The 24793-nt window shown below is 60.1% G+C and carries 19 protein-coding genes, 2 tRNA genes and 1 pseudogene; 10 read left to right on the top strand and 12 right to left on the bottom strand.

Annotation, left to right across the window (positions count from 1 at the left end; all coding sequences use genetic code 11):
- Nucleotides 1-39 precede the first annotated feature (39 nt).
- Together BFR47_RS07015 and BFR47_RS07010 are read right to left on the bottom strand one after the other, a co-directional pair.
- On the bottom strand, nucleotides 40-2403 hold the full coding sequence (locus BFR47_RS07015; protein ID WP_245748839.1) for an ABC transporter permease: 2364 nt from the start codon (nucleotides 2401-2403) through the stop codon (nucleotides 40-42).
- Nucleotides 2396-3078 (bottom strand): annotated as a pseudogene (locus BFR47_RS07010) (ABC transporter ATP-binding protein). The gene BFR47_RS07015 and the pseudogene BFR47_RS07010 overlap by 8 nt, the downstream one beginning before the upstream one ends.
- Here BFR47_RS07010 and BFR47_RS07005 point away from each other — a divergent pair.
- Nucleotides 3077-3679, top strand: a complete 603-nt coding sequence (locus tag BFR47_RS07005; protein ID WP_071472400.1) for an arylesterase — start codon at nucleotides 3077-3079, stop codon at nucleotides 3677-3679. The pseudogene BFR47_RS07010 and the gene BFR47_RS07005 sit on opposite strands and share 2 nt — an antisense overlap.
- A gap of 14 nt (nucleotides 3680-3693) precedes the next feature.
- Here BFR47_RS07005 and BFR47_RS07000 read toward each other — a convergent pair whose 3' ends face one another.
- From BFR47_RS07000 to gltX, 3 genes are all read right to left on the bottom strand, one after another.
- Nucleotides 3694-4365, bottom strand: a complete 672-nt coding sequence (locus BFR47_RS07000) for a DNA-3-methyladenine glycosylase I (protein WP_071472399.1) — start codon at nucleotides 4363-4365, stop codon at nucleotides 3694-3696.
- A 132-nt stretch (nucleotides 4366-4497) separates the two neighbouring features.
- Nucleotides 4498-4573 (bottom strand) — tRNA-Ala (locus tag BFR47_RS06995).
- Between the two features lie 236 nt (nucleotides 4574-4809).
- Nucleotides 4810-6222 carry a glutamate--tRNA ligase gene (gene gltX, locus BFR47_RS06990; protein ID WP_071472398.1) on the bottom strand — a complete coding sequence of 471 codons (1413 nt, stop codon included), beginning with the start codon at nucleotides 6220-6222 and terminating at the stop codon, nucleotides 4810-4812.
- Nucleotides 6223-6439: 217 nt separating this feature from the next.
- Between gltX and BFR47_RS06985 the strand changes: the two genes are divergently transcribed.
- On the top strand, nucleotides 6440-6937 hold the full coding sequence (locus BFR47_RS06985; RefSeq protein ID WP_245748838.1) for a LysM-like peptidoglycan-binding domain-containing protein: 498 nt from the start codon (nucleotides 6440-6442) through the stop codon (nucleotides 6935-6937).
- A 100-nt stretch (nucleotides 6938-7037) separates the two neighbouring features.
- Here BFR47_RS06985 and ligA read toward each other — a convergent pair whose 3' ends face one another.
- Both ligA and zipA read right to left on the bottom strand, forming a co-directional pair.
- Entirely contained in the window at nucleotides 7038-9071 is a 2034-nt protein-coding gene (ligA, locus tag BFR47_RS06980; protein ID WP_071472397.1) for an NAD-dependent DNA ligase LigA, read from the bottom strand.
- Nucleotides 9072-9152: 81 nt separating this feature from the next.
- Nucleotides 9153-10190: a cell division protein ZipA gene (gene zipA / locus BFR47_RS06975; RefSeq protein ID WP_071472396.1), complete on the bottom strand. Its 1038-nt coding sequence runs from the start codon at nucleotides 10188-10190 to the stop codon at nucleotides 9153-9155.
- Between the two features lie 352 nt (nucleotides 10191-10542).
- Between zipA and cysZ the strand changes: the two genes are divergently transcribed.
- Nucleotides 10543-11304: a sulfate transporter CysZ gene (gene cysZ, locus BFR47_RS06970; RefSeq protein WP_071472395.1), complete on the top strand. Its 762-nt coding sequence runs from the start codon at nucleotides 10543-10545 to the stop codon at nucleotides 11302-11304.
- On the opposite strand, the gene mepK is transcribed toward cysZ, so the two are convergent.
- Nucleotides 11268-11816, bottom strand: a complete 549-nt coding sequence (gene mepK / locus BFR47_RS06965) for a peptidoglycan L,D-endopeptidase MepK (protein WP_071472428.1) — start codon at nucleotides 11814-11816, stop codon at nucleotides 11268-11270. The two genes, cysZ and mepK, sit on opposite strands and share 37 nt — an antisense overlap.
- Nucleotides 11817-12078: 262 nt before the next feature.
- Nucleotides 12079-13542 (bottom strand): L,D-transpeptidase family protein, encoded by a 1464-nt coding sequence (locus tag BFR47_RS06960; protein ID WP_245748837.1) that lies wholly within the window; start codon nucleotides 13540-13542, stop codon nucleotides 12079-12081.
- A 283-nt stretch (nucleotides 13543-13825) separates the two neighbouring features.
- Here BFR47_RS06960 and cysK point away from each other — a divergent pair, with 283 nt between their 5' ends.
- The 6 genes from cysK to dsdA all read left to right on the top strand — a co-directional run bounded on the left by cysK (nucleotide 13826) and on the right by dsdA (nucleotide 20872).
- Complete coding sequence (cysK, locus tag BFR47_RS06955; protein ID WP_071472394.1) at nucleotides 13826-14794, top strand: cysteine synthase A; 969 nt, start codon at nucleotides 13826-13828, stop codon at nucleotides 14792-14794.
- Between the two features lie 288 nt (nucleotides 14795-15082).
- The gene (crr, locus tag BFR47_RS06950) at nucleotides 15083-15592 is read left to right on the top strand and encodes a PTS glucose transporter subunit IIA (RefSeq protein ID WP_071472393.1); all 510 of its coding nucleotides are present in this window, start codon (nucleotides 15083-15085) and stop codon (nucleotides 15590-15592) included.
- A gap of 81 nt (nucleotides 15593-15673) precedes the next feature.
- Nucleotides 15674-15955 carry an HlyU family transcriptional regulator gene (locus BFR47_RS06945; protein WP_071472392.1) on the top strand — a complete coding sequence of 94 codons (282 nt, stop codon included), beginning with the start codon at nucleotides 15674-15676 and terminating at the stop codon, nucleotides 15953-15955.
- Nucleotides 15948-17993: a tRNA(Met) cytidine acetyltransferase TmcA gene (locus BFR47_RS06940; protein ID WP_083399047.1), complete on the top strand. Its 2046-nt coding sequence runs from the start codon at nucleotides 15948-15950 to the stop codon at nucleotides 17991-17993. Before BFR47_RS06945 ends, BFR47_RS06940 begins: the two co-directional genes overlap by 8 nt.
- Nucleotides 17994-18080: 87 nt before the next feature.
- Complete coding sequence (locus tag BFR47_RS06935; RefSeq protein WP_071472390.1) at nucleotides 18081-19412, top strand: alanine/glycine:cation symporter family protein; 1332 nt, start codon at nucleotides 18081-18083, stop codon at nucleotides 19410-19412.
- An 89-nt stretch (nucleotides 19413-19501) separates the two neighbouring features.
- Nucleotides 19502-20872, top strand: a complete 1371-nt coding sequence (gene dsdA / locus BFR47_RS06930) for a D-serine ammonia-lyase (protein WP_071472389.1) — start codon at nucleotides 19502-19504, stop codon at nucleotides 20870-20872.
- On the opposite strand, the gene BFR47_RS06925 is transcribed toward dsdA, so the two are convergent.
- Nucleotides 20849-21442, bottom strand: coding sequence for a transglycosylase SLT domain-containing protein (locus BFR47_RS06925; protein ID WP_071472426.1), 594 nt, complete (start codon nucleotides 21440-21442; stop codon nucleotides 20849-20851). The two genes, dsdA and BFR47_RS06925, sit on opposite strands and share 24 nt — an antisense overlap.
- A gap of 220 nt (nucleotides 21443-21662) precedes the next feature.
- Here BFR47_RS06925 and BFR47_RS06920 point away from each other — a divergent pair, with 220 nt between their 5' ends.
- Nucleotides 21663-23921: an arginine/lysine/ornithine decarboxylase gene (locus BFR47_RS06920; protein ID WP_071472388.1), complete on the top strand. Its 2259-nt coding sequence runs from the start codon at nucleotides 21663-21665 to the stop codon at nucleotides 23919-23921.
- 136 nt (nucleotides 23922-24057) lie between these two features.
- Here the strand turns inward: BFR47_RS06920 and BFR47_RS06915 are convergent, their stop codons facing one another.
- Entirely contained in the window at nucleotides 24058-24360 is a 303-nt protein-coding gene (locus tag BFR47_RS06915) for a hypothetical protein (protein ID WP_071472387.1), read from the bottom strand.
- 274 nt (nucleotides 24361-24634) lie between these two features.
- Nucleotides 24635-24711: transfer RNA gene (locus BFR47_RS06910), tRNA-Asp, on the bottom strand.
- Between the last annotated feature and the right edge of the window lie 82 nt (nucleotides 24712-24793).

Raw genomic sequence — 24793 nt, 5'->3', positions numbered from 1 at the left:
CCATCAGGGTGCCACTGGTGATGCCTCCGACCCGGCCGGTCAGCAGCAACAAGACGGCGCCGAGCAGGGGCAGACCCAGCCAGATGTGCGGATGCGGCTGCCAGGGCAGTCCCAGCCACCGGGCAGCAACACCGCCACACACAGCTCCACCGCCAGCGCGGCCGCCAGCCCCGAGACCAGCCCCGCCGCCAGCCACTCCCAGCGTAATGACGTCTTGATCAAGCGTTCCCCCGCTCCCAGGGTGCGCAACAGCACCAGCTCCCGTCGGCGGCTTTCCAGGGTGGTTTCCATCTGCGCCAGCAACACCAGCAGGCTGGCACCGGTCACCAGCGCCATGATCACCAGCAACGCCTGACTGACCCGAGCCAGCACCTGCCGCAACTGCGACAGCAGCGCCTCCACATCCAGCAGGGTGACGGTGGGAAAGGCCCGGATCAGCTCGACTTCAAACACACGCTGCTCCACCGGCAGATAAAAGCTGGCCAGCCAGGTGGCCGGGTAGTCCGCCAGCACATCGGGGCTGAAAATCAGATAGAAATTGGGCTTCATGCTGTCCCAGTCCACCTCGCGCAGACTGCGCACCTCGGCCGATACCGACTGGCCGGCCAGATCCAGCGTCAGCCGATCGCCCAGGCCGATCCCCAGTCGTTCGGCCAGCCCCGACTCGACCGAGACACCATCCGGCGTTGTCGACCACTCCCCCTGCAGGATGCGATTCCCCTGGGGCAACCCGGTGCTGTAAGTCAGGTTCAGCTCCCGGCCCATGCCACTGTCGCGCTCGCTGTCCACATTGGCGACGGTTTGCCGGTCGTTGATGGCGCTCAGCCGACCGCGCACGATGGGGTAGAACTGCGAACTGTCGAGCCCGGCCTGTTCCAGCTGCTGGCGCAGCGGGTCCAGCTCGTGGCTGGCGATATTGATCAGAAAACGGTTGGGCGTATCCGGCGGCAGCCGGGCCAGAAAACCGTCCGTCAGCTCGCCTCGCACCACCCACAGCAGGGTGCCGAGAAACAGCGCCAGTGCCACACCGCCAAACTGCACCAGGGTGGTAATGCGTGCGCGCTGCAGCCGACTGACCGCCAATCGAAAGGCGATGCTACCGCCGCCGTAGCGGGTCGCGGTCAGCATCAGCCAGCACAGGCCGCCCAGCAACGCCATCAGGGCCACCAGCCCCAGCAGCAGCCCGACGGCCAGCCCCAGCTCGCCGGCAAACAACCAGCTCAGTACAAAGGTACCCGCCAGCAGGATGCCGGCACTCCACCAGGGCGAAATCCGGGCTTCGGCGTCAAAACGCAGCACCCGCAACGGCGGCACGCCGAGCAGGCGCACCATGGGGACCACCGACAGCGTCAGGGTGGTGAGCAACGCCAGTCCCGCCGCCACCGCAAAGGGCCTGAGCGAAGGCGATGGCAGGGGTATCGCCAGCGCCTCGCCCAGACTCAGTAAAATCAGCTTGTGCAGGCTATAGCCGACGATGGCGCCCAGCACCGAGCCGAGCAACAACAGGGTCAGCAACAGCCGCGCCAGCCAGGCCTGCAGCTGTCGCCGTCCTGCCCCCAGGGTCTTGAGCAGGGCGATGCGCCCCTGTTCACGCCGCGAGAAATACCCCAGCGCGATGGCCATGGCCAGGATGCCGAGCAGCACCCCGACGAGCGAAGCCAGCCGGAAAAACTGTTCGGCCCGGGTGAGCGAACGGGCTACCGGGGTATCGGCATCGTCCGGTCCACGCCAGCGCTGGTCCTGCTGCAGCTGCGGCCGCAACCAGTCGGCATAGGCGCTCAGCTGTGCCTCCGGGCCCTTGAACAGATAGCGATAGCGCACCCGGCTGCCTTCCATCATGATACCGGTGGCGGCCACGTCATCCAGGTGAATCATGGCTCTGGGCGCCAGCAGCATGGGAGAAAAGCCTTCATCCGGTTCCCTGATCAACTCCCCGGCGACCTCCAGCTCGGTATTGCCCAGCTCGAGCCGTTCGCCCGGCTCGAGCTGCAACAGCGCCAGCAACCGGGCCGACAGCCAGATGGTGCCGGGCTTCACCCGGCCCGCCGGCGCCAGTTGCAGCTCGCCATAGAAGGGAAAGGCGTCATCCACCGCCCGCACACTGGCCAGCTGCAGTTTATCGTCGGCGAAAAGCACGCTCTGAAACGCCTGGGTACGGGACACCGCCAGCCCTCGCTGCTCGGCCTCACTCAACCAGGCTTCGTCGGCGGCGCGGCTGCCGGACAAAATGCGATCGGCGGCAATATAATCCCGCCCCGATACCTTGATCGCCTGATCCAGTCGATCCGCCACCAGGGTGACGCTGAGCATGCTGGCCACGCTCAGTGCCAGCGCCAGTATGAACAGCCGCAGCGGCCCGTGTCCGGCTTCCCGCCAGATCAGCCCTACCCCCAAGCTACGCATGCTGCTCCTCCAGACGACCGGCGGTCATCAGTAACCGTCGCTCACAGCGGCTCGCCAGGGCATCGTCGTGGGTCACCATCAGCAGGGTGGTGCCGTGTTGACGATTGAGATCGAACAGCAGTTCGATGATCTGGGCCCCGGTATGATGATCCAGGTTGCCGGTGGGCTCGTCCGCCAGCAGGATATCCGGCTGGGTCATGAAGGCCCGTGCGATGGCCACCCGCTGCTGCTCGCCGCCGGATAACTGGCCGGGGAAATGCCGCAGTCGCTCTTTCAGCCCCACCTGCTCCAGCAGTTGCCGGGCCCGGCTCTCGCCGTCGCTTCGGCCCTGCAGCTCGGCGGGCAACATCACGTTTTCCAGCGCGGTGAGGGTCGGCAGCAATAGAAAAGACTGAAACACGAAGCCGATATGCTGGCCGCGCAACTGGGCACGCTGTTCTTCGTTCAGGGAGGACAACGACTGACCACTGATTTCGATGTCGCCTTCGGTGGCGCTGTCCAGCCCGGCCAGCAGCCCGAGCAGGGTCGACTTGCCGGAGCCGGAGGCTCCCACCAACGCCACCGTCTGGCCGGACTTGACTTCCAGCCCTATCCCCTCAAGATGGTGAGAGATTCGTCGCCCAAAAGCACCCTGTGGGTCAGCCCGGCCACCTTGATAATCGGAGAGTTTGTCATGCCTCGTATCCTTCTGCTGATCCTGCTGTTGGTGTCATCCGTTACCCATGCTAACACCGTCCTTATTCTCGGTGACAGCCTCAGTGCCGGTTACCGTATGAGTGCCGAGCAGGCCTGGCCTCGCCTGCTGGCAGAGCAATGGCGCCAGGAAGGCCGCCAGGTCGAGCTGGTCAACGCCAGCGTCAGCGGCGACACCACCCAGGGCGGCCTGCAACGCTTGCCACCGCTGCTCGAACGTCATCAGCCGAGTCTGGTGGTGCTGGAGCTCGGTGGCAACGACGGCCTGCGCGGTCTGCCGCCGCCGCTTATCGAACGCAACCTGAAGGCGTTGATCCAACTGGCGGACAAGGCCGGGGCCAAGGTGATACTGACCGACATCCGGCTGCCACCCAATTATGGTCGCCGCTACCTGCAACAGTTTGAACCCATCTTCGGCAAGCTGGCCGAAGCACACCGGCTCCCCCTGTTACCGTTTTTTGTGTCTCCACTCATCGGTGAAAACGGCATGATGATGGACGATGGCATTCATCCCACCGCCAGTGCCCAGCCACTGATCGCCCGCCAGGTACATGCGTTTCTCACCCCCTATCTGGAGCATTAACCCTATCTGGAACATTACCCGATAGAGCAGGCGACGGTCTTGCTGATTTCGCTGAAACTGCGCCCGCTTTGCCGGCGCCACTCGTTGAAGGCTGCCTGGGCCTCGGCCATGCCTTTTTTGCTGCCGAGGCCGGCGCTGATCACCTGATGGTGGCGCAGATAGGCACTGACATCATGGGTAAACACGAAGGTGTCCACTCCCAACCGGCGCAGGCCGTAGGCGGCGATGTTGCCGCCCAGCAGCTGGCCGTTGCCCTTGATTTGCTGCCAGAGTCCGGTGATGTCATCCTGCGGCCACTGGGCCACGAAGGCGCCGAATCCACCATGCTCCCGGCCCAGCTCCAGCACCATACGGGCATTGACCGGCACCGCCGCTATTTTCTTGGCGTGGCGCACTATGCCCTCATCGTTGTTGAGCCGCGCAAGATGCTGCTCGTCCAGCAACAGCATTTTCTCCGGCGCAAAGCCGAAGAAGGCGCGCTCGAACTCCGGCCACTTGTTGCGGATCACCTGCCAGACGAAGCCCGACTGGAACAGGCTCATGGTGAAGGAAGACAGCCAGCGATCATCGGGAATCGCCGCCAGTTCGGAGGGGGTCAGCAAGGGCGTGGCAATACGTTGCCGCAACGCCGCCTCACCACCATGACGCTCACAGGCGCGCCGATAGATATGGTCGAAATGCTCCATAAAGTCGGTCTCGTTTGAATTTTGCTCATTGTGCGTGGGGAGCGCGGAAAAGGCCAGAGACGGAAAGTCGGGCGGCGGAAAAACAGAAAAGCCGCTGCATTTCTGCAGCGGCTTTTCTGATTCCACAATAAGTGGTGGAGCTACGCGGGATCGAACCGCGGACCTCTTGCATGCCATGCAAGCGCTCTCCCAGCTGAGCTATAGCCCCGCTTATCTTTCTTCCCGGACCATGTCCGTTCAGACGAGGCGCATAATAGGCAGGAGGACTTTTTGTGTCAACCAGAAAATAAAAAAAGCCGCTCAACCAGTCATTTTTTGAACTCAACGGTGAGATTACCGCCAACTCAGGCCGTAAACCGTCATGTCGACACCAGACGATATACGCCGGCAATAAAAAACGGCGCTGTACCAGACAGCGCCGTTCTTCTTACTGCTTATAGTTTTTTAACCCTGGGCGCGTTCGGCAATAAACGCCAGCGCCATGTCGATACGGGCCAGCACCTGCTCCTTGCTCAGCAGCGCGATCACGCCGTCAATGGCCGGTGACTGGCCGATACCGGTCACGGCCACCCGCAGCGGCATGCCGACCTTGCCCATGCCCAGCTCCAGCTCAGCGGCGGCAGCGTTGATCTGCTCGTGAATGGACGGCGCCTGCCAATCGGCCAGCTCCGCCAGCTTGGCACGCACCAGCGCCAGCGGTTCTGCGGCCACCGGACGCAGGTGCTTCTTGGCGGCACCGGCTTCGAATTCGGCAAAGTCCTCGAACAGGTAACGGCTCTGAGCCGCCAGTTCTTTCAGGGTGTTGCAGCGCTCGGCATACAGCGTCACCACCTCGGCCAGCGCGGGCCCCTTGCTGGCGTCGATGCCCTGATCCTGTATGTGCCATTGCAGGTGCCCGGCCACTTCGTCGGCGGGCAGGCTCTTGATGTAGTGCTGGTTCAGCCACAGCAGTTTGTCGGTGTTGAAGGCCGAGGCAGACTTGCTGATGGCATCCAGTGAGAACAACTCGATCATCTCTTCCAGCGAGAAAATCTCCTGATCGCCGTTGGACCAGCCCAGTCGCACCAGGTAGTTGAGCAGCGCCTGAGGCAGGTAGCCGTCATCCCGGTACTGCATCACGCTCACCGCGCCGTGGCGCTTGGACAGCTTGGCACCGTCGTCACCCAGGATCATCGATACATGGGCAAACTCCGGCACCGGCGCGCCCAGGGCCTGATAGATGTTGATCTGGCGCGGGGTATTGTTGATATGGTCTTCGCCACGCACCACATGGGTGATCTCCATGTCCCAGTCGTCCACCACCACACAGAAGTTGTAGGTGGGGGCGCCATCGGTACGACGAATGATCAGGTCGTCCAGCTGATCGTTGGCGATCTCGATGCGGCCACGCACATGATCGTCGAACACCACGGCACCGTCGGTCGGGTTCCGGAAACGGATCACACTGGGCGCATCGGCGGGGTGATCATGATCGCCGTGGCGACAGGCGCCGTCATAACGGGGCTTTTCGCCGTCAGCCATCTGCTGCTCGCGCAGCGCATCGAGCCGCTCCCGGGAGCAGTAGCACTTGTAGGCTTTGCCTTCGGCCAGCAGCTGGTCGATAAGCGCGTTGTAACGGTCAAAACGCTTGGTCTGATAATAGGGGCCCTCGTCCCAGCTCAGGCCCAGCCAGTTCATGCCTTCCAGAATGGCATCGATGGCTTCCTGAGTGGAACGTTCCACATCGGTGTCTTCGATGCGTAACACGAACTCACCCTGCTGATGACGGGCATAAAGCCATGAATACAGGGCCGTACGGGCACCACCGACGTGAAGAAAACCGGTGGGGCTGGGAGCAAACCGCGTTTTAACTGTCATTCTTTCTGCCTTAGCTGGTAAATAAAGCCCAAATGAGCCTCGTAGAAATGAAATGGTGGCTATTTTAGCACCCGTGGCGAGCCGGTGAAACGCTTTGTCACCCTGCCCGCCTTGCCGATTCCCGACAAAAGCGGCCGGCAGTGCAAAAAGGGGACTCGCCACCGCTTGTCGGCCACAGGGCCCACGGATACACTGTTTGCTTCGAGGAGCCTTATCCATGTCCAGAAGACCATCAACAACAAAACGAAAACAGCCGGAGTCTTTCGGTACCAAAGTCAATCAGCTGACCCTGCCCGCCCGGCAGGGACTCGGCTGTGCGCTGCAGTGCTGGCAACGGATTCCCCGACTTCACAAAACAGGACTGCTGATACTGCTGCCCGTCTGGTTGCTGTTGCTGGCCTGGCAGCCTGCGCCAGAGCTTGCGCCCGCGCCGGTAACCGGCAGCCTGAGCCTGTCGCTGTCGCCGGCGGTCGTCCGGGAAATTCCGGTGCCGGACGGCGGTAAACGACTCGATCATACCCTGGCACAGGGCGAAACCTTGGCCGCCCTGTTCCGTCAGTGGCAACTGCCGGGTCATGATCTGATTGCCCTGGTGCGGGCCGAGCCATCCTATAAACCGCTCAGCAACCTGCGGGCCGGTCAGGACCTGACCTGGTGCTCAATGCCGATGGTCAGCTGCATTATCTGGAAATCAGAGACAAGGGGCTGTTGTTGAACGCCTTTCGCCGCATGGGCCAGGAATTCAGCGTACTGACCACCCCATAGAAGGGGATTAGGGAGCAGGGATCGGGCTCTGCTCCCCATCCCTGCTGTTCTTAGCTGTGTTCGGCCAGCAGCGCCAGCAGGGCGTCTTCATCCATGATGTCGATGCCCAGCTCCTGCGCCTTCACCAGCTTGGAGCCTGCCGCTTCACCGGCCACCACGCAACTGGTTTTGGCCGACACCGACCCCGCCACCTTGGCGCCCAATGCCTGTAGCGCCGACTTGACATCGCTGCGGGACAGTTGCGTCAGGGTGCCGGTCAGCACGAAAGTCTGCCCCGCCAACGGCTGGGCATCGGCGGCCACGGGTTCCATCGCCGGCCAGTGCAGACCGCAGCCACCTTGCTCCCGGGCGTCGACCAGCGCCTGCACCACCTCCAGGTTATGCGGCTGGCGGAAGAAATAGTAGATATGCTTGGCCACGATCTCCCCCACATCCGATACCGCCAGCAAGGCCTCGATGTCGGCCCCGATCACCGCTTCCAGGGTCAGGAAGTGCCGAGCCAGGTTATTGGCCGTCGCCTCCCCGACCTCACGAATACCCAGGGCATAGAGAAAACGGGCCAGGGTGGTGGTGCGCGCCTTGTCGAGCGACGCCAGCAGCTTGGTCGCCGACTTGTCACCCATTCGCTCCAGTCCGACCAGATCCTGATGGCTCAGACGGAACAGGTCCGCCGGCGTCTTGACCAGCTCCAGCGCCACCAGCTGATCGATAATCTTGGTGCCCAGGCCCTCGATATCCAGCGCCTTGCGCGAGGAGAAATGCTTGATCGCCTCTTTGCGCTGGGCGGCGCAAAACAGGCCGCCGGTGCAACGGGCCACCGCTTCGCCTTCGATACGCTCTATGTCCGAATCGCAGACGGGACAGCGGGCGGGAAACTCGATAGTCCGGGCGTCCTCGGGACGGCGCTCCAGCACCACCGCCGCCACCTGCGGGATCACGTCCCCGGCCCGGCGCACGATCACCGTATCGCCGATCATCACCCCCAACCGGGCGATTTCATCGGCGTTGTGCAGGGTCGCATTGGACACCACCACGCCGGCCACCGGCACCGGCTCCAGCTTGGCAACCGGAGTAATGGCGCCGGTGCGACCGACCTGAAATTCCACATTCAGCAGCCGGGTCAGCTCTTCCTGGGCCGGAAACTTGTGGGCGGTGGCCCAGCGTGGCGCCCGGGCCACAAAGCCGAGCCGCTCCTGCAGCGCCAGTTCGTCCACCTTGTAGACCACGCCGTCTATCTCGTAGGGCAACTGATCCCGACGGTTGAGAATATCATCGTGATATTGCTCGCAACCGGCGCGGCCCGCCATGCGCCTGACCTCGGGGCTGACCGGCAGGCCCCAGCCCTTGAGCCGTTGCAGAATATCGAAATGGCATTCACCCAGCGGCTCGCCGTCCACCAGTCCAACCCCGTAACAGTAAAAAGCCAGCGGCCGTTTGGCGGTCACACGGGAGTCCAGCTGACGCAGACTGCCGGCGGCGGCGTTGCGCGGATTGGCAAACACCTTGTCTCCCCTGGACCGGGCCGTCTCGTTCATCTGTTCGAAACCGGCGCTAGGCATGAATACTTCGCCCCGCACCTCCAGTCGAGCAGGCCAGTCATCGCCTCTCAGCCGGAGCGGAATCGCCTTGATGGTGCGTACATTCTCGGTAATGCCTTCACCGGTACTGCCATCGCCACGGGTCGCGGCCTGCACCAGCCGGCCCTGCTCATACAGCAGACTCACCGCCAGACCATCGAGCTTGGGTTCGCAACAGAACTCGATGGGGGCGTCACTGCCCAACCGGCTGTGCAAACGCTTTTCGAAAGCGGACAGCTCCTCCTCGCTGAACACGTTATCCAGCGACAACATCGGCAGGGCGTGACGCACTTCGGGAAAGGCGGACACCGGGGCTCCGCCCACCTTCTGGCTGGGTGATGCGGCATCGAACAATTCGGGATGAGCCTGTTCCAGCGCCACCAGCTCGCGCATCAGCCGGTCGTACTCGGCGTCCGGCACCGTGGGGGCATCGGCCACATAGTATTGCTCGTTATAGGTCTCGAGCTGGTCACGCAGGGCAAGAATTCGGGCTTTGGCATCGTTCATGGGGATATTCCGCTTAAACAAAAAGTGCGGCCCTCGGCCGCACTTTACTATTACAAACAAGGTGATGGGGCACAGTTGGGCTTATTGGGCCTGGCTGTCGTAGTTTCGCAGCTGCTCCCGGCAATGCGCCAGATAATCGGGGCTGAGCGGAGCCCGTTCGGCATCAAGCAGCAGGGCATCCAGATCCTCGGCCATGTTCTCGGCCGTCTGCACCATCAGGTTGAAATGGTTCTTGGCCATACCGGGCCTGGGAAGCTGCATGAAAATCGATATTCCCGGGGTGCTGAACTCCGCCATGGCGCTGGGGTTGAAGGTGCCCGGCTTGACCATGTTGATCAGGCTGAACAGCACTTCACCCTGACCGTTCGCGGTCTGATGGCGGTGAAAAATGTCCATATCACCGAAACAGAAACCGGTGTCGGTCAAGGCTCGGATCAGGTCGCGGCCCGCCAGTTGCTGATTGGGCCTCGCCACCAGATTGATGACGTAAACATCCTGCCAGGTTTTGACAACCTCCCGTGGCGGAGCTGCCGGTACGGGCACCGGCTCGGGCTCGGGAGCCACCTCATAAGCCGGCTCGGGGGCAAGCTCGGGTTCAGGCTCGGGGACATACGACGGCTTGACGATATCGGCCACAGGGGCCGGTGTGGCGGGCTCATCGAACAGGGGATCAATCTCTCCCTGGCGATACCGGCGCTCACGCAGCTGGGCTTCGGTTTCGTGGACCCGCGGCTTGGGCTCGGCTCTGGCTGTTGCAACAGGCCGCACCGGCGAAGGAGGTGCCGCCGGTGTCAGGCCGATACTGGGCTCGTCTTCTTCATCATCGTCGTTAACCGCAGTGAAATGCGGGGTCGCCGGCCAATCATCATCGTCTTCGACCCGTTGACGCCGCGACTCGGCCTTGCGCGCGCCGACCACCCGTACCCTGCCGATGCCATCACGATCAAAATCGTCAGGATCAACACCACCGTTGGCGGCCGTTTCATTCATCATCTTGCCGATGGGTTTTTCACGCATCGGCTTCTGGCGTCCTTTCTGGCTGGTCCACAGACCGTGGATCAGCAAGGCGGCAATGGCAACCGCACCCAGGATGATCAAGATAATTCGCAAATCCTGCATGATCGTTTCTCTAAAATTTTTGCTTATGTTCAGCCGAACCGCCGACGCAAGCGGGAATCAGATGACTTGAGCCGGAATGTAATAAAGACAACGACAAGGGTATGTTTACCATAGGGGTTTGACAAGAGTCATCTCAGTGATGATCAGACAAAAACATTCATTTTTCACATCTTTATCCGCTGTCGGGTCGATTGCAGCACGGCTTGCACCACCCCGGGCTCGCTGACACAGACAAAAAAGACACGACAGACGGCTTCGCGGCGGTTATCGATTGACGATGACAAAGCAGGGATATGCTTGGCAGCCCGGCACCGGCTCTCTAGAATACGGAGTTTTATCAAGGAAACCCGAGATGTCAGCCACCTATCATACGGCCAGCGGTCCGCAGTATCTGCTTCGGGGATGGTCCCTGATCTGGGAGCGGGATTTGCGTTTCTTCGTGCTGATCCCGCTGGCAGTCAACCTGCTGTTGTTTGGCGGCGCCTTTTACTGGTTTTACTTGCAGCTCGAACAGCTGTTTTCCTGGTTTGAAGGGACCATTCCCGACTATCTGCAGTGGTTGAGCTATCTGCTCTGGCCCCTGGCCATCGTTACCATAGCGGTGGTGTTTTCATTGATCTTCACCAGTTTCGCCAATCTGCTGGCAGCCCCCTTCAATGGCCTGCTGGCGGAACGGGTAGAACTGAAACTGACCGGAAAGAAGCTCCCCGACAGCGGCTGGAGTGCCCTGGTCAGGGATACCCCCCGCATGCTGGGCCGGGAAGTGCGCAAGATGACCTACTATCTGCCCCGCGCCATCGGCTGCCTGCTGCTGTTTCTGCTGCCCGCCTTCGGGCAAACCCTGGCACCGCTGATCTGGTTCGCGTTCAGTGCCTGGATGATGGCCATCCAGTACTGCGACTACCCGTTCGATAATCACAAGGTAGACTTCGATCTGATGCGGCGCTCACTGGCAGAAAAAAGACGGCTCACCTGGGGCTTTGGTGCCAGTGTCACGCTCTGCTCCGGTCTGCCTTTTATCAACCTGCTGATCATGCCGGTGGCCATCTGTGGCGCCACCGCCCTGTGGGTCGATCATTACACCCAGCTGCGCACCGGGCCGGTGTCGAGGTGAATGAAGTCTGACTTGGGATAATAGCCGACCCCACCCACCTTTAGCTGCAGCGCCGCCTGCCGGACCTCTGCCAGCGGGACACCGGGCAGGCGCAGATCGATGGCCTTGCCCTGCATGTGGTAGCTCTTCTTGGCCACTCCCTTGCTGTTACTGCGCAGCATGGCGTTGGTATGCGGAGAGCGGTACCCGGAGATGATCTGGATCTCGCCCGCCTTGCCCAGTCGGTGCTGCAGCAGAAACAACTGGTCGAACAGCTTGGGATCGATGTCGTGCACCTCGTTACGGCGAAAATCACGCATGACTCTATTGAAGGTGCTGAGCCCTTCATCGAGGTAACGCCCTTCTTCCCAGAAACTGGCCGTGACCTTTTCCCCGGTATGCAGGTTATGCAGGCTCAATTTGCGCACCGGCGCCGACAGGGAGGCCTGTGCCGGCAGTGACACCAGCGAGGCCAGTCCCAGCCCGCCCATGCCCATCAGAAAACGGCGACGATCGACACCACGTTTATGCATTCCATCTTTTTCAAACATCATTCAGACTCATTTTCAAATACAACAAGGATGCATCAGCCGGGTAAAGACCCGGTTGATAACCTGGACACAGCGCTAAAGGGAAGAGCTGAACAAAAAGCAGCAACCCACCACACAGGGATTGCCTTTCGGTTATCTGATGTCACCACATAAGAAACGGGCGATAATTATCCTATAAGCGGCTAAAACATCAACAACCTTTAGTTATAAGGCCGCCGTTTACGGCGGCACAACGAGGTAAAGGCTAGCCGGTGGTGAAGGGATTACGCAAGGAACGATCGAAATGATAAATGTCATCCCGAAAACGAGGCAGGCCATCCGGGCCCAGCCAGCCCGGCCAGTACACCATGAATACAGGCAGCGGCTCGGCCACCCGGATCCAGCGGGTGATCCGGTTGGCTTTCAGGGCTGCCAGCCGCTCCGGGCCAAGCTGCCCGCTCAGCAACCAGTGCACCAGTTGTTCGGCACCTTCCACCCTTACACAGCCCGAACTGAGCGCCCGGTTGTCCCGGGAAAACAAATTGCGGGCCGGCGTATCGTGCAGATAGATGGCATCATCGTTGGGCAGATGGAACTTGTAGGCGCCGAGGGCATTGTCACTGCCGGGCCGCTGCCGTAAACGATAGGGAAACCCTCCCCCCTCATAAAGCCGCATTTGCCACTCGGCAGCGGATACCTTGCGCCCCCCGCTGCCCAGGACCTCGAAGTTCTCCCGCTCGATATAGCCGGGATCCCGATACAGCCGGGGTAAGATGTCTTTCTCGATAATGGAGCGCGGCACATTCCAGGGCGGATTGAACACGACATTGGTGATTGCGCTGGTCATGATCGGGGTTTTGCGCTTATCCCGCCCCACAATCACATCGCTTTCCAGCACCATGGCCTGGTTCTGATAAAGCCGCAGACGGTATTCGGGAATATTCACCAGCAGGTAGGACGACGGCAGATTATCGCCAATCAGGGTACGCAGCATACTGCGTGTCAGCAGCTGCGCCCGGTAAAGAGGAGACACATCGAGCCAGGCAAAGGTCTTGGGACCGATAACACCATCCACCTGCAGGCCATGACGCTGTTGAAAGCGCCTGACCCCAAGCTCCATCTGGGAATCAAACTGTTCGACATTGGAAGCGATGGCCTCGGCTGACATATCGCCGAGCAGCTCAAGCCGCTCCCTGATCAGGGCGACCACAGTTCCCCGTTCACCGGGTCTGAGGGTGGCGGTACGCAACGCAGGCCAGGGCTGCTCGTTCAGCGCCAGCAGTCGCGCCAGTTGTTGCTGTAACTGGGCATGATCCGAATAGCCCGGCGCCAGGCTTTGCACCAGACGATGACGCTGCCCCGATTCCGCCGCCAGTTGCAATTCGAGCCGATCCTGCTCCCGGAAAGAAAGTACGACATCATCGGTGCGCAGATACTGGCGATCCACAAAGGACAGCGAAGCCCAATGCCGCCAGAATGCCTGCATGCCCAGCAGCAGGCGGTCATCGGCCTCATCGGAGGCGGTATCGACTGATACCGCCTGTTGCCACCACAGCGTCAGACTGGGGTTCACATCGGCCAGCGCCAGCTCCAGTCCCTGTTGATGCAACTGCAACCGGGCCTCGGGTTCATCCTGCCAGGAAGCGGCGGCAGCGTCTCCCATGCCGACACACAGCAACAGCCATAACCCGATGATCTCTGGGTACCTTTTTATCTTATTGCTCATCATCTTGCTGCTCACCATCTTGCTGCTCGCCCACTCAGGAATCGAATACCTGCCTGCCCCTACAGTACACCCGGACAGACCTCGAGGGGTAGCACACCACCACTATCCAGTTCCGATAGTAGACCCGGGCCGGAAGTATCACGAGTTCGCCGCCGAATAAGGTATATGACACCATTATTTAATAACATATAGTTATAACCAATCGTCACTTCTCATTCGGCAAAGAATGGTTAAGCTGACTACATGTAGATACTTTTGGTATTACCGAAACTTAGGGATAGCCGTCATGAGCAAGATTTTTGAAGATAACTCACTGACCATTGGTCGTACTCCGCTGGTCAAACTGAACCGAGTCAGCAAAGGCCGGGTGCTGGCCAAGGTAGAAAGTCGCAACCCCAGCTTCAGCGTCAAATGCCGCATCGGCGCCAACATGATCTGGGATGCCGAAAAGCGTGGCGAACTGGTCCCCGGTAAAGAGTTGATTGAGCCTACCAGCGGTAATACCGGTATTGCCCTGGCCTTTGTGGCGGCATCTCGTGGCTATACCATTACCCTGACCATGCCCAACACCATGAGCCTGGAGCGCCGTCAGCTGCTGAAAGCACTGGGTGCCAACCTGGTGCTGACTGAAGGCGCCAAAGGCATGAAGGGCGCCATCGAAAAAGCCATGGAGCTGAAAGAATCCGCTCCGGAAAAATACGTGCTGCTGCAGCAGTTCAACAATCCGGCCAACCCGGAAATCCATGAAAAAACCACCGGTCCCGAGCTGTGGGAAGACACCGACGGTGATATCGATGTGTTCGTGGCCGGCGTGGGTACCGGCGGCACCCTGACCGGTGTGTCCCGCTACATCAAGAATACCAAGGGCAAGGCGATTACCACGGTAGCCGTCGAGCCGGTCGAGTCGCCGGTGATCACCCAGGCCCTGGCCGGTGAAGAACTCAAACCCGGCCCGCACAAGATTCAGGGCATCGGCGCCGGCTTTATTCCCGGAAACCTGGACCTGTCTTTGATCGACCGGGTAGAACAGGTGTCCAGTGAAGACGCCATCGACATGGCTCGTCGCCTGATGAAAGACGAAGGCATTCTGGCCGGTATCAGCTCCGGCGCCGCCGTGGTCGCCGCCAACCGCCTGGCCGAACTGCCCGAGTACGCCGACAAGACCATCGTGGTTATACTGCCCAGCTCCGGCGAGCGTTACCTCAGCAGCGCCCTGTTCCAGGGGATTTTTACCGAGCAGGAACTGCAGCCATAATCGAATGAGCACCTCATCGGGATCTTTTTGCCCCGAGTAAAAAGACCGGATCAGATCGCGACAGAATGGCATTCCCACGCGCTGCGTGGGAATGCTTTACTCGGTAATTTCTCCGCTTTTAATCACCAGATACTCCCCTTTTCCCCTCCCCCATGTACATTCGCCATTCAGCCCTTACAATGATGGAAGTCTTTGTCCATGCTTGTTATTCCCGAACAGGCTTACCCCTTTCTCTTGAGAAAGTCCGTCTGTTATCATCATCATTAAATAATGCCAGGAGCTGATATTATGGGTCTGTTCGATAAACTGAAAAAAATGGTGTCTGATGATACCAACGATACCGGCGGCATCGATATTTTTGCCCCTCTCTCGGGGGAGCTTGTCGCTATCGAAGATGTGCCGGATGTGGTGTTTGCCGAAAAAATTGTCGGTGACGGCATCGCCATCAAGCCCAGCGGCAACAAGATGGTTGCCCCTTGCGACGGCACCATCGGCAAAATATTCGAAACCAATCACGCATTTTCTATCGAGTCCGACTCTGGCCTGGAGCTCTTTGTCCACTTCGGCATCGATACCGTGGAGCTCAAGGGCGAAGGTTTTACCCGCATCGCCCAGGAAGGACAGCAGGTGAAAAAAGGCGATACCATCATCGAATTCGACCTGGCGCTGCTGGAAGCCAAAACCAAGTCCACCCTGACACCGGTGGTCATTTCCAACATGGATGAAGTCAAACAAGTCAGCAAGCTGACCGGTGCAGTGACCCTGGCCGAAGACGTGATAATGCGCGTCAAGAAGTAATCCTGGCTTCGGTTGCAAGGCGCCACAACGGCGCCTTTTTTATCGGCTACTCCATTCTCCGCTACAGGAAAGCTCTCAACCATGTTCGACTGGCTAAAAAAATGGTGCACGAAAGACTCCCACGCCACCAGCCCCCATTTTGAACCTGCCTCTTATCAGGGCTTTGACATCCATCCCGAGCCCATGGCCGAAGGTGGCCAGTACCGGCTGCACGGTCGCATCACTCGACTAAAAGACGGGGAGCTGCAGGAATATCGACTGATCCGCTCGGATCTGCTGCCCTCGGCCGAGCAGGCCGCCGAGCTGATGATCGCCAAGGCAAAACGGGTGATCGACGAAAATGGTGAGCGCATATTTGACTGAGTGGGCCCGCTGGCGCCGGCTGCTGCGCCATAACGGCGAACGCCGTCTGCTGGTGCTGAGTGGCAGTGAAACCTGGGCCATGGCCCAGGCCGACGCGCTTGTAGATGATAACGGTGGCGGCCACTGTCTCTGGCTGGGCCAGGCACCCGCTGACAGGGAGTCTTGCCCTCAGGGCAAGTTTCAGGGAGCACTGGGTCGGGAATACAGCAGCTTGGTGTTCAACGCCCACAGCGGCCTGCACCCCGACGCCTTCGGCGCCAGCGCCGGGGCTCTGGAGGCCGGTGGTGTCATGCTGCTGCTATGTCCGCCACTGGCAAGCTGGCCTACTTATACGGATCCGGACCTGTCGCGTTATGTCGCCCTGCCGGAGCAGGCTGCCGGGCTTTACAGTCATTTTTTGCATCGGTTTTCCACTCTGCTGCAGCAAGACACCTCGGTTCTTATCTGGCAGCAGCATGCACATTTCCCATCCTTGCCAGCACTCTCTCGTGTCTTCTGGCAGCGAGAGCCCGACCGCCGGGGTTGCCTCAATCACCAGCAACGCCAGGCGCTGGCCATGATGCTGCAAGCCGCCCGCCGACGCCGACCACTGGTACTGACCGCCGATCGGGGGCGGGGCAAGTCCAGCCTGCTGGGCCTGGCGGCCAATCGCTTGCTGAACGCCGGTTACCGGGTGTTGCTCACCGCCCCCAGCCCGGGGGCCGCCGCCCAGGTACTGGCGCACTGTGATGGGCCGCTGGACTTCATGGCCCCGGACGCCCTGCTCGCCCATCCCCCCCAGGCAGACATATTGCTGATTGATGAAGCCGCCGCCATTCCGGTGCCCATGCTGCTGACGCTGGCCCGCCGTTACTGCTGTCTCTTCGCCAGCACCGAGCACGGCTACGAAGGTACCGGGTTGGGGTTTCAGCTGAAGTTTCAGCCGGCACTGACGGAACTGGCGCCCGACTGGCAGAAGGTGCATCTGGATATTCCGGCACGCTGGAGCACGCAGGATCCGCTGGAGCCGCTGGTATTCCGCCTGCTGGCGCTCGGTGCGGATCCGGCCACGCCACCACCGCCAGGTGAGCTGAGCCTGCGCCGGGTCAACCGCCAGCAACTGCTGGAGGATGACGAGCTGTTGCAACGGCTGTTCGGCCTGCTGACCCTGGCCCATTATCAGACCCGGCCCGGCGATCTGCGCCACCTGCTGGATGCGCCCGAACTGAGCCTGGTGGTCGCCTTTCGCGCCGAGACTCCGGTGGCCGCCGCCCTGCTGACCCGGGAGGGTGCACTGCCACCATCGCTCAGTCAGGCTATCTGGCGCGGGCAACGGCGCCCCCGCGGTCACCTGCTGCCCCAGTCGCTGGCCTTTCATGGCGGTATCAGCGAGGCCTGTCGATTCCGTTATCAGCGGGTGATGCGCATCGTGGTGCATCCCCAATGCCAGCATCAGGGAATCGGCTCACGACTGCTGGGCTGGCTGCAACAGCAATTACAGCATGACGAATGCGACTTTCTCGGCGCCAGCTTCGGTGCCAGCCCCGAGTTGCTGGACTTCTGGCAAGACAACGGCTTCGGTGCCGTGCGCATCGGCCTGAGTCGCGACGGTGTCAGCGGCCTGCATGCGGCCATGATGCTGTGGCCCTGTTCCATCGCCGCCCGCCAGGCCCTGCCGCTGTGGCAGGGCCAGTTCAGCGCCAACCTGGCTTTTTACCGCCGGGGGTTGCTGCGGGAACGGCCGGACGACGGGGGGCACAGACTGAAACTGCTGCCACCGGCAGCGAGCGCAACGCGGGATCGGGACATCGCCCATGACTTCGCCTTCGGTCACAGAGACCTGTTGTGCGATCGGCCGGCCTTGGTCCGCTTCACCCTGTCCAATGTGCCGCTCACGCCGCTATCCCGACGCCAGCAAGAGCTGCTGCAGGCGCTGCTGACACCCGGTGCTATGCCTGCCGAAGTGGCACAACAACAGGGCCTGTCCGGACACAAGGCGGCGACCCAGCAATGTCGCCTGCTGCTGCGCCACTTCTTTCCGGTTCCATCCGAAACATAAACTCATTATTCATTTCCCGAAAACAGGGCTAGGCTAGTACAGGAAAGTCCTGTTGATTCCATATTATTCATGCAAGGAGCCGCGCAGATGGAACTGCTTACCGAATTGCTAACCAAGATCAATGGCGTCGTCTGGGGCGTCCCCATGCTGGTAGGGATACTGGGGCTCGGCCTCTATCTTCAGCTGGGACTCGGACTGATGCCTATCCGCAAACTGGGTACCGGCTTCAGGCTGCTGTTTTCCAAGGTGGAAGCCGGCAGTGGTGAAATTTCGCCCTTCAACGCCCTGATGACGGCGCTCTCCGCCACCATCGGGACCGGTAATATCGCCGGGGTGGCTACCGCCATCTTCTTCGGCGGACCCGGCGCCCTGTTCTGGATGTGGATGACCGCCCTGGTCGGTATGGCCACCAAATATGCCGAGGCGGTCTGTGCGGTCAAGTATCGGGAAACCGACAAGCTCGGCAACCACGTCGGCGGTCCCATGTACTACATCAAGAACGGACTGGGCGCTAAATGGGCCTGGCTGGGTGTCGCCTTCGCCATCTTCGGCGGTATCGCCGGTTTCGGAATCGGTAATACGGTGCAGGCCAACTCGGTGGCCGATGCACTCGACTCCTCCTTCGGTATTTCCCATGTCACCACCGGCATCGTGCTGATGGTGCTGGTGGGTGCCGTGCTGATCGGTGGTATTCGCTGGATCTCCGAGGTGGCCGGCAAGCTGGTACCGCTGATGACGGTGTCCTACTTTGCCGCCGGTCTGGTGGTGCTGGCGCTGAACCTGAGCGCCATTCCTGCCGCCTTCGGCCTGATCATCGAGCATGCCTTCAGCCCCATCGCCGCCCAGGGTGGCTTTGCCGGTGCTGCGGTATGGATGGCGATTCGTTTCGGGGTGGCGCGAGGAGTCTTTTCCAACGAGGCCGGTCTGGGCAGTGCGCCCATCGCCCACGCTGCCGCCAAAACCGATAACCCGGTGCGTCAGGGCCTCATCGCCATGCTGGGTACCTTTATCGATACCATCGTGGTCTGTTCCATCACCGGTCTGGCCATTATAGTTACCGGCAGCTGGACCAGCGGCGAAGCCGGGGCTTCGCTCACCACCCTGGCCTTCTCGACCGCCATTCCCGGCGGGGAGTATATCGTCGCCATCGCCCTGGCCATTTTCGCCTTTACCACCATCCTCGGCTGGAGCTTCTATGGCGAAAAATGCGTGCAGTTCCTGTTTGGCGTCAAGGCGATTGTGCCCTTCCGTATTGCCTGGGTACTGGCATTACCCGTCGGTGCCACCCAGTCGCTAGAATTTATCTGGCTAATGGCCGATACCCTGAACGCCATGATGGCCATCCCCAACCTGATAGCGCTGGCCCTTTTGAGTCCGGTGGTATTCCGCCTGACCAGGGAGTACTTCGCCAAACAGTGATCTTTATCCGCCGGCCTCTGATGGCATCACTACAGCCATCGGGGTCCGGCTGATATACTGGCCCGAGCCAACGTTCAGGACTCGATGCCATGCATTCACACCCCAGCTATTCCAGAAAGGCTATCGCCGATCTCTGCAAATCCAACCCCCTGCTCGACTCGCTGATGGCACTGCAGCCGGTCAGCTGGTTCAACCCGGAAAGAAAACCGGTCGAACAGGCGTTATCCGCCGTGGGCCTGACCGCCGGAGATGTAGCCGATGCCAGCCAGCGGCTGACCCGTTTTGCCCGCTATTTCTGTGCCGCCTTTCCCGAGACCCGAGCCAGTGAGGGGTTGCTGGAATCCCCGGTGCAAGCCATTCCCGCCATGCAGCAGGCGCTGGCCGAACGTTACGACCAGCCGCTTGATGGTACCCTGCTGCTGAAACTGGACAGCCAGCTGCCCATTTCCGGCTCGATCAAGGCCCGCGGCGGTATCTACGAGGTACTGCAACACGCGGAAAAACTGGCACTCAAGGCCGGCTTGCTGCATCTGGACGACGATTATGCCCGGCTGCACAGCGAGGAGTTTCGCGAATTTTTCGGCCAATATCGCATCGCCGTCGGCTCCACCGGTAACCTGGGCCTCTCTATCGGTATCATCGGAGCCAAACTGGGCTTCAAGACCAGCGTGCACATGTCGGCCGATGCCCGCCAGTGGAAAAAGGACATGCTGCGTGAACAGGGTGTGACCGTGCTGGAATACGAGAGTGACTACTCGGTGGCCGTGGCCCAGGGCCGGGCAGACGCCGAACAGGATCCGATGTGTCATTTTGTGGACGATGAAAACTCGGTACAGCTGTTTCTGGGTTATGCCGTGGCCGGTGAGCGGTTAAAGGCCCAGTTTGCCCGGCAGCAGATCCGGGTGGACAGGGAGCATCCGCTGTTCGTCTATCTGCCCTGCGGCGTGGGCGGTGGCCCCGGCGGCGTGGCATTTGGACTCAAGCTGGCCTTTGGCGATGCGGTACACTGCTTCTTTGCCGAGCCGACCCACTCCCCCTGCATGCTGCTGGGGGTTTATACCGGCCTGCACGACCATATTTCGGTCCAGGATCTCGGCATCGATAACCTCACCGCCGCCGACGGCCTGGCGGTCGGTCGCGCCTCCGGCTTTGTCGGTCGCACCATGGCGCCCATGCTCGACGGTTTCTATACCCTGAGCGATGAGGAGATGCTGGGACTGCTCGGGCTGCTGAACGAGCAGGAAAATATTCGCCTGGAGCCATCGGCCCTGGCAGGCATGCCCGGCCCGGTACGGGTATCGAATGAAACGAAAGGTTACCGCCAGCGGATGGGGCTGACCCCGGCCCGCATGGCCCGGGCTCATCACCTGGTGTGGGCGACCGGCGGCGGCATGGTACCGGAGCCGGAAATGGCCCGCTATCTGGTTCAGGCGGCCTCAGCCAAACCAGCCACGGTTTAACCGGTCCTTGCACTGCCAGTACTGGTCCGCGTAGCGTTTGGCGCGGGCCTCTACCTTGCGTGACGTTTTCAACAACCACCCCTTGCGCAAGTGGCTGCCGCGACGATAGCCACCCCAGCCTTCGTGATAGTTGAGGTACTGACCATAGGCATCCCACTTCGACACGCCATTGACCTTGCTGGTTTTGCTCATGTACCAGCCCATGAAGTCGATGGCATCGTCGAAGTCGTCCCGGCTCGACCAGCCATTGCCGCTTTCGCGCTGGTAATCGCCCCAGGTGGCTTTCTTGGCCTGGGCATAGCCATAGGCATCGGAGGCGCGACCGTAGGGAATAAACAGAAAATAGCGCATCGGCGGCCGGGCATCGTGTCTGAAACTGCTTTCCTGATACATCATCGCCATGGTCACATGCACCGGCGCGCCCCACTTTTCCCGCGTCTTGTTGGCGGCCTTGTGCCAGCTGCCATGCTGCTCGAAAATGGCGCAGATATTTTCCGGGTTGCGCGGCGGTGAGGCGGCACAGCCGGTCAGCACAAGCGCGGTCAGCAGCCAGATGCTCGCTTTTCCCATGGATGGCATATAAGGTCCGTTATTATCTGCATGGTGTGGATGGGAAATAGTGCCTGCTGTTCAACGACATTTCCAGTTGGAGAGCGTCACCCCGCAACAACCGTGATTTTTAATCATCTTATATGCATAACCATTTTTGTCAGCCCCGGCACTTAGCAGTAGAATGGGCGCTGGACGGGCTCGACTATCGAGCAGTTTACCGGTAACTCAAGGAATCCCGATGCGCTTTTATTTTCCCATCATCATCATCGATGAAGACTTTCGCTCCGAGAACACCAGCGGCTCGGGCATTCGTGAACTCGCCGCCGCCATCGAGAAGGCCGGCATGGATGTGGTGGGTTACACCAGCTATGGTGATCTGACCTCCTTCGCCCAGCAGCAAAGCCGGGCCGCAGGCTTTGTGTTGTCCATCGATGACGAAGAGCTGGCCGGCAGTAACGAAGAAGCTCACTCGGTACTGGAGCAACTGCGCCGCTTCGTCGAGCAGATCCGCCATCGCAACCCGGATATCCCCATTTACCTTTATGGTGAAACCCGTACCGCCCGCCACATTCCCAACGCCATTCTGCGCGAGCTGCACGGCTTCATTCACATGCACGAAGACACGCCCGACTTCGTGGCCCGGCACATCATCCGCGAGGCCAAGGGCTACCTGGACACCCTGGCGCCGCCCTTCTTCCGGGCTCTGACCCATTATGCCCAGGACGGTTCCTACTCCTGGCACTGCCCCGGTCACTCCGGCGGCGTGGCCTTTCTGAAGTCGCCGGTGGGTCAGATGTTCCATCAGTTTTTCGGTGAAAACATGCTGCGGGCCGATGTGTGCAACTCGGTGGACGAACTGGGTCAGCTGCTCGATCACACCGGTCCGGTGGCGGCCAGCGAGCGCAATGCCGCCCGCATCTTCAACGCCGATCACCTGTTTTTCGTCACCAATGGCACCTCCACCTCCAACAAGATAGTGTGGAACTCCACCGTGGCCCCCGGCGACATCGTGGTGGTCGACCGCAACTGCCACAAGTCGATTCTGCACGCCATCATGATGACCGGTGCCGTGCCGGTGTTCCTGATGCCGACCCGCAACCACTACGGCATTATCGGCCCCATTCCGCGCAGCGAGTTCGAACCCGCCCGCATCCGTGAAAAAATGCTGGCCAATCCTTTCTGCCGCGAACTGCTGGCCAAGAACCCGGATCTCAAGCCGCGGGTGCTGACCATTACCCAGTCCACCTACGATGGCATTCTCTATAACGTGGAAGAGATCAAGCACTTGCTCGACGGCGAAATAGAGACCCTGCACTTCGACGAAGCTTGGTTGCCCCATGCCGCCTTCCACGATTTCTACGGCGATTATCATGCCATCGGCGAAGGCCGCCCCCGTTGTCAGGACTCCATGGTGTTCGCCACCCAGTCGACCCACAAGATGCTGGCCGGCCTGTCCCAGGCATCGCAGATACTGGTACAGGACGGCGAAGCCAATCGTCTCGACCGCGACGTGTTCAACGAAGCCTATCTGATGCACACCTCCACCAGCCCGCAATATGCGATTATCGCTTCTTGCGATGTGGCGGCGGCCATGATGGAAGAGCCCGGTGGCACCGCTCTGGTGGAAGAGTCGCTGGCGGAGGCGCTGGAATTTCGTCGCGCCATGCGCAAGGTGGGTGATGAATATGGCAGCGACTGGTGGTTTGAAGTCTGGGGGCCGGACGATCTGACCGATGACGGCCTGGACGACCGCGACGCCTGGATGCTGCACGCCGGCGAAAGCTGGCACGGCTTCGGCGATGTCGAGCCGGGCTTCAACCTGCTCGATCCCATCAAGGCGACCATACTGACGCCAGGACTGAACATGCAGGGCGAGTTTTCCGACAGCGGCATGCCGGCGGTGGTCGTGACCAAGTATCTAGCCGAACACGGCATCGTGATCGAAAAAACCGGCCTCTATTCGTTCTTTATCATGTTCACCATCGGCATCACCAAGGGCCGCTGGAACAGCATGGTCACCGAGTTGCAGCAGTTCAAGGATGATTACGACAACAACGTGCCGTTGTGGAAGGTACTGCCCAAGTTCATTCAGAGCAACCCCAGCTACGAGCGGGTTGGCCTGCGAGATCTCTGCGATCAGATCCACCAGATCTACAAGGAAAACGATGTCGCCAAGCTGACCACCGAGATGTATTTGTCGGATCTGGTCCCGGCGATGAAACCCGCCGAGGCTTTCGCCAAGATGGCGCACAAGGAAATCGAGCGGGTACCGCTGGACGAGCTGGCCGGTCGTACCACGGCGGTGATGGTTGCCCCCTACCCGCCGGGTATTCCGTTGCTGATCCCCGGTGAGGTATTCAACGATACCATCATCAGCTATCTGAAATTCGCCCACGAGTTCAACCGTCGCTTCCCCGGCTTTGAAACCTATATTCACGGCCTGGTTGGCGAAGAAGAGCAGGGCGAAACCCGCTACTTCGTGGACTGCGTGGCTTAAAACAACAACATGGCTCCCGCAGCAGCGGGAGCCATGTTGTTTTATTCGTGAATATCTCTGTAATTCGTCCAGCTCCACCGGCAGCAACGACGAAGTCATCCGCCATTAAGACCCTGACAAAACAACCTCTTCTGACTTACAGATCCGACATCAATTTTTCATATTCCTTGAGCACATCATCGATCACGCCATAAAGATCAAACGCATCTCTGCGTGAAAGCAGCAGCCCTACATCATCGATGGAGCTGCAGCCTTTTTCATTACACACCAGCAGCACGCCTTTATCACTGATTTTGAAGTGAACACGTTCCAGTTCACTGGATATATGCTGGTGTTTTTCGGGTATGTCTATTTCTATGGTGCCACACGGATTAACGATGATATTGGCATGAAGAGAGTCACCACTTTTCAGGGTATAACTGCGTTTCCTGGCTAACATTTCCACCTCCTTGATCCAATTCAGCATCCTCTCAAGGCAATCACCCAGGAAACGAGCCGACACGCTGGAACGATATTCATAAAGCCAATTAAGGTTAGCCCAGTCTCAGGAGGTTGCAAAACCCGATACATGACCGGTGGCAGAGCAGGCGATATGTTTTGAAGGTAAACGTCTCTCTGGGTCACTAAGGGTGGTTTGACAATATGGGGAAGGTAAATTTACTGAACGGCAGACAGCAAAAAGCCCTGACCGTAAGGTCAGGGCTTTGATGTAATGGCGGAGCGGACGGGACTCGAACCCGCGACCCCCGGCGTGACAGGCCGGTATTCTAACCAACTGAACTACCGCTCCGCATAAAGCTGTATAGTCAGGATACTAAATTGGGTGCCTGGCAGTGACCTACTTTCACATGGCAGCTGCCACACTATCATCG

The sequence above is a fragment of the Oceanisphaera psychrotolerans genome, from assembly GCF_001870485.1.
Classification (GTDB): Bacteria; Pseudomonadota; Gammaproteobacteria; order Enterobacterales; family Aeromonadaceae; genus Oceanimonas; species Oceanimonas psychrotolerans.
This window is presented reverse-complemented; position numbering and strand designations above follow the sequence as displayed.